This window comes from Aeromonas sp. TW 6 (assembly GCF_013168745.1).
Lineage (GTDB): Bacteria > Pseudomonadota > Gammaproteobacteria > Enterobacterales > Aeromonadaceae > Aeromonas > Aeromonas caviae.
Map to the genome: position 1 here is coordinate 42,247 of NZ_JABERS010000030.1, position 10,944 is coordinate 53,190.

At 59.3% G+C, this 10,944-nt stretch carries 9 protein-coding genes; 6 read left to right on the forward strand and 3 right to left on the reverse strand.

Annotated features, from left to right (window positions below; genetic code table 11):
* Positions 1-202: 202 nt before the first annotated feature.
* Positions 203-2,050 carry a DUF3413 domain-containing protein gene (locus HKD46_RS14800; RefSeq protein ID WP_171865598.1) on the reverse strand — a complete coding sequence of 616 codons (1,848 nt, stop codon included), beginning with the start codon at positions 2,048-2,050 and terminating at the stop codon, positions 203-205.
* Between the two features lie 43 nt (positions 2,051-2,093).
* A complete protein-coding gene (locus HKD46_RS14805; protein ID WP_039038627.1) occupies positions 2,094-2,321 on the reverse strand; it encodes a YejL family protein in 228 nt (75 codons plus the stop codon).
* 73 nt (positions 2,322-2,394) lie between these two features.
* Between HKD46_RS14805 and yejK the strand changes: the two genes are divergently transcribed.
* The 5 genes from yejK to HKD46_RS14830 all read left to right on the forward strand — a co-directional run bounded on the left by yejK (position 2,395) and on the right by HKD46_RS14830 (position 8,860).
* Entirely contained in the window at positions 2,395-3,444 is a 1,050-nt protein-coding gene (gene yejK, locus HKD46_RS14810; RefSeq protein WP_039038628.1) for a nucleoid-associated protein YejK, read from the forward strand.
* Between the two features lie 395 nt (positions 3,445-3,839).
* Positions 3,840-5,021, forward strand: a complete 1,182-nt coding sequence (gene malE, locus HKD46_RS14815; RefSeq protein ID WP_171865599.1) for a maltose/maltodextrin ABC transporter substrate-binding protein MalE — start codon at positions 3,840-3,842, stop codon at positions 5,019-5,021.
* Between the two features lie 73 nt (positions 5,022-5,094).
* Positions 5,095-6,750, forward strand: a complete 1,656-nt coding sequence (gene malF, locus HKD46_RS14820) for a maltose ABC transporter permease MalF (RefSeq protein WP_171865600.1) — start codon at positions 5,095-5,097, stop codon at positions 6,748-6,750.
* A gap of 12 nt (positions 6,751-6,762) precedes the next feature.
* On the forward strand, positions 6,763-7,653 hold the full coding sequence (gene malG / locus HKD46_RS14825) for a maltose ABC transporter permease MalG (RefSeq protein WP_010674251.1): 891 nt from the start codon (positions 6,763-6,765) through the stop codon (positions 7,651-7,653).
* Between the two features lie 70 nt (positions 7,654-7,723).
* Positions 7,724-8,860, forward strand: a complete 1,137-nt coding sequence (locus tag HKD46_RS14830) for an ABC transporter ATP-binding protein (RefSeq protein ID WP_039038631.1) — start codon at positions 7,724-7,726, stop codon at positions 8,858-8,860.
* Between the two features lie 127 nt (positions 8,861-8,987).
* Here the strand turns inward: HKD46_RS14830 and ppk2 are convergent, their stop codons facing one another.
* Positions 8,988-9,818, reverse strand: a complete 831-nt coding sequence (ppk2, locus tag HKD46_RS14835) for a polyphosphate kinase 2 (RefSeq protein WP_104452734.1) — start codon at positions 9,816-9,818, stop codon at positions 8,988-8,990.
* 156 nt (positions 9,819-9,974) lie between these two features.
* Between ppk2 and HKD46_RS14840 the strand changes: the two genes are divergently transcribed.
* Complete coding sequence (locus HKD46_RS14840) at positions 9,975-10,781, forward strand: alpha/beta fold hydrolase (protein WP_171865601.1); 807 nt, start codon at positions 9,975-9,977, stop codon at positions 10,779-10,781.
* Positions 10,782-10,944: the final 163 nt, after the last annotated feature.

A 10,944-nucleotide genomic window follows, 5' to 3' on the forward strand; every position in this document is an offset into this window, starting at 1 on the left:
AGGGAGTCAAGTAGATCAATAAATGACAATCATTATCATTTTGTTTTTATGATATTGATCGAATTGAATTTTTTGAGAGTTAAATCAGTAAGGTGGTGGCATACGTTTGCGAATGACGCCATGAGAAACAGGAGGACGGGTGTGGTGCGGGCAAGAAAAAACCCGCCATAGGGGCGGGCTCAAGGAGGTGGGCTGGCGCAGATCAGGGGGCGCGATAGAAGCGATTGAGCTCGTTCATCACCTGGATCAGGGTGCCCATGTCCGGGGTGCCGTGCTTGATGGGGCGATAGGTGTCGCGGTCCAGCAGCTCGAAGTCCCCCTGCTTGTTGAACTGGGTGATGGTGTTGCCCTGATAGATGGCGAAGTCATTCTGATCCCCCGCCAGCAGCCAGGTGCGTGTACTGGCTTCGAACAGGTTGCGCCCCGTGCTGTAGTCACGATAGGGGTTGCGTACACCCAGCATGTTCTTCATCAGGGTCGGTACCAGATCCAGGTGGCTGCTCGCCTGCGCCTGGGGCGCAGGTTCGGCACCAGGCCAGGCCAGCACCAGGGGGACCTGCACCTGATAGGTCGAGTAATTGCTGCCATAGCCCCAGCTGTTGCTCTGGGTCTCGTTGAACTCCTGACCGTGGTTGGAGGTGACCACGACGATGGTCTGATCATCAAGCCCCTGCAATTGCAGTTGGGTCAGCATCTGCTCCAGCAGTTGATCGGTATAGAAGACCGCGTTCTTGTAGCGGTTCTCCAGCTTCTGCAGGTTCTCGGGCCGATAGGCAGTGGCCGGGTTGAAGCGGGTCAACTCGGGCTGGAAGGGGCCCTTGATGCTGGCTGGCACCTGATAATCCCCCGGGCTAGAGAGATAGACCAGAGAGAACCAGGGTCTGTCCGCGGTGCGCGTGCCAAGCCACTGCTGCCAGTCGTCGATGAGCCTGCGGTCATCGGTCTGGCGGGAGACTAAGACCTGCTTGCGCAGACCCGCAAGCAGACTCTGGCGATACTGCTTGGCATCTTCCAGTGCACCGAACAGGCCGAACTGGTAGTCCTGACGCAGCATCTCGTCGAACAGCACGGGGGGGCGCTTGTCGGCCCGGATGTCCCCGTAATAGTGGCCGGGCAGCCCGTAGAAGAGGCTGAACATCCCCATGGCTTCATCATTGCCACCACTCATGTGCTGGCGGAAATTGAAGTGGTTGTCCGCGTAGCGTTGCAGATTGGGCATGTTGATGTTGTTGAGCATGTCGGCTCGCAGGGAGTCGACCACCACCACCAGCAGGTTCTTGTGATCGCTGGGTGCGCTCACACTGAGGGGGCGCAAGGGATAGAGCAGACGGTGCTCAGCGCTTCCCTGATCTTCGGCCTTCTTCTCATACTGCTCGAGGTCGAGCCAGCCATGCTTGGCCAGGAAGCTTCTGGCGGTCATGGGGTAGGAGAGGGGGAAGTTGGCCCGCTGCATGGTGATGGGTTGATACAGGGTCGCATCCGCCCAGCTGTTGACCAGATGGGTCAGGATGAAGCAGACCAGCAGGGCCAGTCCCACCTGATTGCCGTACTGGCGGCGTTTGCGCTTGTTGATCTTGCGCCACACATAGGCCGACAGCAGCAGTTGCAGCAGGAAGATGGCGGGCACCGCCACGAAGATGATGCTCCAGATAGAGCCCTCTTCGGTCTGCGCCTGATCCAGCAGCAGTTGCCACACCTGGCCATTCAAGTGGAACTTGAACAGCTGGAACACCTGGGTGTCGATAAGCAGCAGCACCAGCGCCAGGGTGGCGATAATGGATGAAATGAAGCGCAGCGGCTTCTCCCTGGGCAGGATGAAGCTCAAGGGGAAGATGGTCAGCAGATAGGTGACGAAGCTCAGGAACGAGAAATGACCTATCCAGCTGATGACGAGATAGGTCACGCCGAGCGTGGTCGACGGCCAGCTGATGGCGCCCAGGTAACGGGTCGAGATCAGCATGGCCAGGATGATGTTGAAGAAGGAGAACCAATGCCCCCAGGTGATCAGGCGAGAGACATTATCGCGATAGGGGTTGCCGGTTTCGACCATAATGATCCATCTGCTTGAAAAACATCAAAGAATGCGAAGAAACTCAGTGCGCATCGTGGCGATGGCCCACCGAGGCGGTGAGTGCCTGGATGAACTTCTCGGTGATCGCCTGGCGCTGGGCCGGGGCCATGCCGTTGATGATGTTGGTGGTCAGGTTGCCAAGGACCATCAGACTGAGATCCACCGGTGCCTTGTGTTTCTCCAGGGCGGTGATCAGGTCGTTCATCAGGGCGTCAAACTGCTCGTTATTGTACTTTGATACGATGGGCATAATCTTGGGTTCACCTCGGTTCAAAGCGCCTTATAATACTTCACCCTTTCGGCTAACACTATGGCTTTGTGACATGAGTCTCGATATCGACAAGATCATTCTTCACTCCCTGCGGGCGGGCAACGATGGCCAGCCCCACGCCGATACCCGCAGCCAGACCCTGCCTGCCGACGAGGCGGTACAAGGGCTGATGGCGGAGCTGCATCGCATCTACAACGGCAAGGGGGGGAAGGGCTTTGGCTTCTTCGCCGATCCCGAGGCCGCCGTCGCCGAGCTGGCGGAGGGGGAAGACGCCCCCAAGCAGCCTTCCCCCGCCTTTCGCATCGCCCTGGAGCAGCTGCTGGCGGAGCAGACCGAGTTCGTCCCCTTTTCCGTCAACCTGACCCAGATGCTGGTCAAGCAGCTGGTGGAGCATGCCCTGGACGAGCAGGGGGTGTTGCTGATTGCCAAGTACAACTATGTGGGGGTGGATTACCTGATGATCGCCCTGCTGGAAGGCAAGGAGAGCGTCACCGTGAGCGAGGCGCTGGAGCTGCGCCACATCCAGTACCTGGATATCGGCAAACTCAATCTGGTGGCCCGCATCGATCTCACCGAGTGGAAAACCCAGGGGGATTCGCGTCGTTATATCACCTTCAGCAAGGGCCGGGTCGGTCGCAAGCTGGGGGATTTCTTCATGGATCTGCTGGGGGCCCGGGAGGGCATGGATGCCAAGATCCAGAACAAGGGGTTGCTGCAGGCGGTGGACGATTACTGCGACAGCCGCCAACTCGAACCGGCCGAACGCAATGACTACAAGAAGCAGGTCTTCAAATATTGCACCGAGCAGGCCAGCGCCGGCGAGGAGATCGAGATCAAGGAGCTGTCGGCGGAGTTGCCCGGTGATGGGGACCTCGATTTTTACAGCTTCATCGGTCAGGAGTACGAGCTGGAGGAGCGCTTCCCGGCGGACCGTTCCACCCTGCGGGGCTTGACCAAGTTTGTGGGCTCCGGTGGCGGCCTGACTCTGAGCTTCGAGCAGAAGTTGCTCAACAGCCGGGTCTTTTACGATCCCCAGACCGACACCCTGACCATCAGGGGAGTCCCGCCCAATCTCAAGGATCAATTGCTGCGCCAGTCGTAATGTGATCCAGCCGTCATTTCTTGCAAAAAGGCACCGGAGTCCGCTCCGGTGCCTTTTTATTTAAGGGGGTGATGTAGATGGAAACCACCTCAGTACTTTTGTTAACACATTGAACAAAATATCGGGAATGAAAGGGTTTTCAGTGGGGTGAAATCCCTTTCAATGGTGTAAATTAATTTCCTTTCTGTAACTTAATTTCCATATCTTGGCAAAAATATGGGGATATCCCTTCCTAAGTCGCTGAAATAAGAAAATGTTTTCATAACTTTCTGGAAGAAAATACGTAATTGCATTTCAAAAATGCGAGGCGTGTCATGTGAGGCATTGACTGCTTGGGATAATATTCATCTGCACACAATGCTCTTACAGCGCGGAACTAATACAAGGAAAGGCTCATGAAAAAGAAATTGCTGTCATCCCTGATCGGTCTGGCTACCCTGGGCGTGGCCTGCTCTGCCACTGCTGCCATTGATGAAGGTCAGCTGACCATCTGGATCAACGGTGACAAGGGCTACAACGGCCTGGCCGAAGTCGGCAAGAAGTTTGAAGCCGAAACCGGCATCAAGGTCACCGTCGCCCACCCGGATCAGGTTGAAGTCAAATTCCAGCAAGCCGCCGCCACCGGCAACGGCCCGGACATCTTCTTCTGGGCTCACGACCGTTACGGTGAGTGGGTCAAGTCCGGTCTGCTGGTTCCCGTGACCCCGAATGCCGCCACCAAGGCCAAGTTCGAGCAATTCGCCTGGGATGCCATGACCGTCGATGGCAAGACCTATGGCTACCCGGTCGCGGTAGAAGCGGTCAGCCTGATTTACAACAAGGATCTGTTGCCCAACCCGCCGAAGACCTTCGAAGAGATCGCCAAGATCGACGAAGACCTGAAGAAAAATGGCAAGCGCGCCATCATGTGGGCCTATGACACCCCCTACTTCAGCTACCCCCTGGTGGCTGCCAACGGTGGTTATGCCTTCAAGAAGACCGCCACCGGCTATGACGTCAAAGACACCGGCGTGAACAACGCAGGTGCCAAGGCCGGCGTCGGCTACATCTCCGAGATGATCAAATCCGGTCACCTGGAGAAGGGCATCGACTACGGTGTGATGGACGCCAAGTTCAACAAGGGCGAAGTGGCCATGATGATCAACGGCCCCTGGGCCTGGAGCAACTTGGACAAGAGCGGCATCAAGTATGGCGTAGCCCAGCTGCCGACCCTGAAAGGCAAGCCGGCCAAGGCCTTCGTTGGCGTACTGGGTGCCACCATCAACGCCGCCAGCCCGAACAAGGATCTGGCCATCGAGTTCCTCGAGAACTACCTGCTGACCGATGCCGGTCTGGCGCCGATGAACGCCGACAAGCCGCTGGGTGCCGTGGCCCTGAAGTCCTTCCAGAAGACCCTGGAAGCCGACCCCAGCATCAAGGCCACCATGCAGAACGCCCAGAACGGCGAACCGATGCCGTCCGTGCCCGAGATGAGCCGTTTCTGGTCCTCCTTCGAAACCGCCCTCAAGAACGTCACCTCTGGCCGTCAGGGTGTTGACGAAGCCCTGGATACCGCTGCCAAGCGTATCGTCCAGTAAGCATGCACTACCCGGGAGGCCTTCGGGCCTCCCACTCTCTCAATCTCTCTTGGCGCAATAAAGGTTAATTGGCATGGAAGTAGTACCTTCTATCGAATCCTATGCCGGTCCGAAGAAAGACAAGTACGTCTGGCTGAAATGGACCATGGCGGCACTGATCGCAGTGCTTAATGGTTATGCGGCCGTGATGATGTATGCCAGCGGCGAGTGGGTATTTGCCCTGCTCGATCTGGTGGTCGTATCCGTCGGTCTCTATGTCTTCATGAACAAGAAGACCTATGCCCACCGTTATATTTTCCCCGGTGTGGCAGGCATGGTTGTTTTTATCATCTTCCCTCTTGCCTACACGATCGGCATCGCCTTCACCAACTATTCGGGATCCAACTTGCTCTCCCTTGAGCAGGCACGGGATTACCATCTGAAAAAAACCTACAAGGTGACCGGCGGTGAATTCGATTTCACCCTCCTGGGTGGTGAGAACAATCAGTTTCAGCTGTTGCTGAAACAGGACGACCAATCCTTTATCAGTCAACCCCTTACCTTGCTAAACAACAAGGCGCGTACCCTGGCCGTCCGTGAAGGACGGGTCCGTGACGAGCCCCAGGTTGTTCAGTTGCAGCCTCTGGACGGGGCCATGGTCGGCGAGGCGGCACCCATTCGTGCCATCGTTGATCACCGCACCCACCTGAGTGCCCTGGATGTGGTACTGCCGGAAGGCGATATCCATCTGACCCTGAGCAGCCTGCGCAAGTTCGCCGCCCAGAAACAGCTCTATACCCAGCTGGTCGACGGCGCCGTGCTCAAGTCCGGCGTCATGATCAAGGACAGCAACCTGCTGCGTGACAACCAGAGCGGCGAGCTGATGCTGCCCAACGGTGACACCGGCTTCTACCAGTACATCGATGCGGAAGGTCACTTCGTCGGCAAGGGCATTGCCCCCGGTTTCGTGGTGAGCGTGGGTTGGAAAAACTTCATGCGCATCGTGACGGACCCGGGTATCCAGAGTCCCTTCATGCAGATCTTCGTCTGGACCGTGATCTTCTCCGCCTGTTCGGTGGCGTTCACCCTGGCGATCGGCATGGTGCTGGCGTGTCTGGTGCAGTGGGAGCAGCTCAGGGGGCGTGGTTTCTACCGGGTCATGCTGATCCTGCCCTATGCGATACCGGCGTTCATCTCCATCCTGGTGTTCAAGGGCTTGTTCAACCAGAACTTCGGTGAAATCAACCTGTTCCTGGAAGCGGCCTTCGGCATCAAGCCGGACTGGTACACCAATCCCTTCCTGGCCAAGGTGATGATCCTCATCGTCAACACCTGGCTCGGTTACCCCTACATGATGATCCTCTGCATGGGCCTGCTCAAGGCCATTCCGGAAGATCTCTACGAGGCGTCCGCCATGGACGGGGCGGGGCCGGTACAGAACTTCTTCAAGATCACCGTACCGCTCTTGATGAAGCCGCTGACACCGCTGTTGATTGCATCCTTTGCCTTCAACTTCAACAACTTCGTACTTATCCAGTTGTTGACGAACGGGGCACCGGACATCATCGGAGCCACCACGCCGGCCGGGACCACCGACTTGCTGGTGAGCTACACCTACCGGATCGCGTTCCAGGGCTCGGGTGGTCAGGACTACGGTCTGGCCAGTGCCATCGCCACCGCCATCTTCCTCATCGTGGGTGCGCTGGCCTTGCTCAACCTGAAATTGTCCAAAGCCGACAAGCAACTGTAAGGAGGCTTCAACATGGCAATCGTACAACCCAAATCAGTCAAATACCGGGTGTGGGCAACCCACCTGGTGATGTGGGGCTTCCTGGCACTGATCATCTTCCCGCTGATCATGGTCATCGCCATCTCGTTCCGTAACGGCAACTTCTCGGTGGGGGAGATCATCCCCACCAATCCGACCCTGGATCACTGGAAGCTGGCGCTCGGCATGTCCATCACCAACGCCGATGGCAGCATCACGCCGCCGCCGTTCCCGGTGCTGACCTGGCTGTGGAACTCCATCAAGGTGGCGGGCATCACCGCCCTGATGATAGTGGTGCTCTCCACCACCTGTGCCTACGCCTTCGCCCGTCTGCGGTTCCGTGGCAAGTCCACCATCCTGCAGGGCATGCTGATCTTCCAGATGTTCCCGGCGGTGCTGGCACTGGTGGCCATCTACGCGCTCTTCAACAAGATTGGTGACTACATCCCCTGGCTGGGTCTCAACACCCACGGCGGCCTGATCCTGGCCTACATGGGGGGCATCGCCCTGCACGTCTGGACCATCAAGGGCTACTTCGAGACCATCGACTCCTCCCTGGAGGAGGCGGCGGCCATTGATGGCGCTACTCCGTGGCAGGCGTTCCGCCTGATCCTGCTGCCCCTGTCGGTGCCCATTCTGGCGGTGGTGTTCATCCTGGCCTTCATCGGCTCCATCACCGAGGTGCCCATGGCCTCCATCCTGTTGCAGGATGTGAACAATCTGACCCTGGCGGTCGGGGCCCAGCAGTATCTCTATCCGCAGAACTACCTGTGGGGTGACTTCGCCGCAGCCGCCGTGCTGTCAGGCTTCCCCATCACGGTCGTCTTCCTGCTCGCCCAGCGCTGGCTGGTGGGCGGTCTGACCGCAGGCGGCGTGAAAGGTTAACGGTTCATGGCCGGGGGAGCTGGCTCCCCCCGTCATCACGATTTGCAAAGATTCAAGAGCGGAGCTCGACATGGCTGAAGTAGTACTCAACAACGTTCGCAAAAATTACGACCCGGCTGTCCACAAGGACACCCTGCGCAGCATCAACCTCGACATCAAGGAAGGGGAGTTCATCGTCTTCGTCGGCCCGTCCGGCTGCGGCAAGTCCACCCTGCTTCGGATGATCGCGGGTCTGGAAGACATCACCAGCGGCGAGCTGACCATCGGCGGGCGCTACATGAACGACGTGCCACCGGTGGAGCGCAACGTGGGCATGGTGTTCCAGTCCTACGCCCTCTACCCGCACATGAACATCTACGAGAACATGGCTTTTGGCCTCAAGCTCAAGAAGATGGACAAGGAGAACATCCACAAGCGGGTGATGCGCGCCGCCGAGATCCTGGGTCTCGAGCCGCTGCTGGACAGAAAGCCCAAGGCCCTTTCTGGCGGTCAGCGTCAGCGGGTGGCCATCGGCCGCTCCATCGTGCAGCAGCCGCAGGTGTTCCTGTTTGACGAACCGCTGTCGAACCTCGACGCTGCCCTGCGGGTCAAGATGCGCATCGAGATCGCCAAGCTGCACAAGGAGCTCAACTCCACCATCATCTACGTGACCCACGACCAGGTGGAGGCCATGACGCTGGCCAACCGCATCGTGGTGCTGAGCCCGCTCAAGGGCGAGGCGGCCACCAACCTGGAGCAGTTCGGCACCCCCCTCGAGCTCTACCACAACCCGGACAACAAGTTCGTGGCAGGCTTCATCGGCTCCCCCAAGATGAACTTCCTGGCGGGCGAGCTGGTGGAGATCGGCGAGCAGGAGTGCTTGGTCAAGCTCACCTCCGGCGATACCGTCCGTGCACGGGTGGATGCCCGTCGCGGCGCGGTGGGCGACAAGGTGGAGCTGGGCATTCGCCCCGAGCACCTGGTGCCGCTGGGTCATGCCCATGCCGACAGCCGCGTGAGCGGCGTGGTGCAGGTAGCCGAACACCTGGGGGCCGAGTCCTTCGTCTACATGGACGTGGATGGTCACGACTTCACCGTCAAGGCGAGCTCCGACATCGACGTGGCCACCGGCCAGGAGTACAGCGTCGGCATCCCGGCCGAAGCCTGCTACCTGTTCGATGCCAAAGAGCAGGCGTTCCCGCGCACGGCCAAATATATCCGCGCCTGAGAGGGCGAGAGTGCCAGGTTTTCCTTTCTATACGTTCAATGCCTTTTGCCGGTCGCAAGACCGGCTTTTTATTGCCCGTCATCCGAAGCCCGGGTTCCGGCCAGCGGGTGCGGCTGGCCGGAACCCGTCACTGCCCGTGCTTGTCTGACTCGAGGGCGGCGGTGACGTCCGGCACGAAGTGCTGGCTGGTGAGCGGCGGGCGCTCATACCCTTCGGTCTTGATGGGGGGCAGGGTGATGGGCTCGTAGTGGATCGCCTCGTAGGGCACCTTGCCAAGGAGGTGGGAGATGCAGTTGAGGCGGGCGCGGCGCTTGTCGTCGGCGTCCACCACGAACCAGGGGCAATCCTCGGTATCCGTGTAGGTGAACATGTCATCCTTGGCGCGGGAATACTCGACCCAGCGGGAGCGGGATTGCAGATCCATGGGGCTGAATTTCCAGCGCTTGATGGGAGTGTTGATGCGCTCCTTGAAGCGTTTCTCCTGCTCTTCGTCGCTGACCGAGAACCAGTATTTGATGAGGGTGATGCCGGAGCGGATCAGCATCCGCTCGAATTCGGGGCAGGCGCGCAGGAATTCGCGATACTCGTCGTCGCTGCAAAAGCCCATCACCCGTTCGACCCCGGCCCGGTTGTACCAGGAGCGATCAAACAGCACCATCTCGCCCGCCGAGGGCAGGTGCGCCACGTAGCGCTGGAAGTACCACTGGGTGCGTTCCCGATCCGAGGGGGCGGGCAGGGCGGTGACCCGGCAGACCCGGGGGTTGAGGGGCTCGGTGATCGCCTTGATGACGCCGCCCTTGCCCGCGGCGTCGCGCCCCTCGAACAGCACCACCACTTTGAGCCCCTCCTGCTTGACCCACTCCTGCAACTTGACCAGCTCCTCCTGCAGGTGGGTGAGGTGATGTTCGTAGGTCTTCTTGTCCAGACGGGGGCGTTTCTTGCTCTTTTCCTTGGCCATCATCCTCTCCTTGGTGACTCCTCGTTGTGAGTCTCTCCAGCTTGCACCAGGCGGGCACCCCTGCCAAGGGTGGCGTGTTACACTGCCACCTCATCAGCCGCTGGCAACAGAAAAACAGGAAAGCCAGTTTCATCGCCGCTGGCAACAGGAGAAAACATGAAGCAGTTTATGGAGATAGCGGGCCGCCGCATGGCCTATCTGGACGAGGGGCAGGGTCCGGCACTGCTCTTTGGCCACAGTTACCTGTGGGGCAGTGCCATGTGGGTACCGCAAATCGAGGCCCTCAAGGGGCAGTATCGCTGCATCGTGCCCGAGCTGTGGGGTCACGGGGATTCCGATGTGCTGCCCGAGGGGCCATGCACCCTGGCGACCCTGGCCCGGGATCATCTGGCGTTGCTCGATGCCCTTGGCATCGACGAGTGCGTGCTGGTGGGGCTCTCCATCGGTGGCATGTGGGGCGTGGAGCTGGCGCGCATGGCGCCTGCTCGCCTCAAGGGAGTGGTGCTGATGGACAGCTTCGTCGGCCTTGAACCCCAGATCACCTGCGAGCGCTATCTCGGCATGCTGGCGATGATCGAACAGGTCGGCGCCGTGCCTGCGCCCATCGCCGATCAGGTGGCGCCGCTCTTTTTCGCCCATCAACCGGACGCGGCCCTGATGGCCGGTTTCAAGGCCCGGCTGGCCCAATGGCCCGCCGACAAGGTGGCGAGCCTGGTGGCGGTGGGGCGCAGCTTCGTGACCCGGGAGGATCGCATCGACTGGCTCGAAGAGATGAGGCTGCCCGCACTGGTGATGACGGGGTGCGAGGACAAGGCTCGCCCTGTGCTGGAGGGGTATCTGATGGCCGAGGTGCTGGGGTGCCCGTTCAGGGAGATCCCGGGGGCCGGTCACATCTCGACCCTGGAGAACTCCGCGTTCATCAACCAGGCGCTCGCCGAATTTCTCGCCGAAGTGGCAGGGTGACGCTGCGCCGGATAGCCGTAAAAAAGGAGCCATGGGCTAATGCCAGTCAGTTAAGCCTGACTGGCATTGTTTTTACTAGGTTTTCTCGTCGCATACTTCTGTGGTTTGGCTTTGATGCACCTTGGGTAACTTCGTTCTCGGCGGGCGGGTAACTTGAACTGCT

What these genes read in the sequence shown, in the direction of transcription:
- HKD46_RS14800 (WP_171865598.1), bottom strand. Translation starts at nt 2,050, where the DNA reads ATGGTCGAAACCGGCAACCCCTATCGCGATAATGTCTCTCGCCTGATC.
- HKD46_RS14805 (WP_039038627.1), bottom strand. Translation starts at nt 2,321, where the DNA reads ATGCCCATCGTATCAAAGTACAATAACGAGCAGTTTGACGCCCTGATG.
- yejK (WP_039038628.1), top strand. Translation starts at nt 2,395, where the DNA reads ATGAGTCTCGATATCGACAAGATCATTCTTCACTCCCTGCGGGCGGGC.
- malE (WP_171865599.1), top strand. Translation starts at nt 3,840, where the DNA reads ATGAAAAAGAAATTGCTGTCATCCCTGATCGGTCTGGCTACCCTGGGC.
- malF (WP_171865600.1), top strand. Translation starts at nt 5,095, where the DNA reads ATGGAAGTAGTACCTTCTATCGAATCCTATGCCGGTCCGAAGAAAGAC.
- malG (WP_010674251.1), top strand. Translation starts at nt 6,763, where the DNA reads ATGGCAATCGTACAACCCAAATCAGTCAAATACCGGGTGTGGGCAACC.
- HKD46_RS14830 (WP_039038631.1), top strand. Translation starts at nt 7,724, where the DNA reads ATGGCTGAAGTAGTACTCAACAACGTTCGCAAAAATTACGACCCGGCT.
- ppk2 (WP_104452734.1), bottom strand. Translation starts at nt 9,818, where the DNA reads ATGGCCAAGGAAAAGAGCAAGAAACGCCCCCGTCTGGACAAGAAGACC.
- HKD46_RS14840 (WP_171865601.1), top strand. Translation starts at nt 9,975, where the DNA reads ATGAAGCAGTTTATGGAGATAGCGGGCCGCCGCATGGCCTATCTGGAC.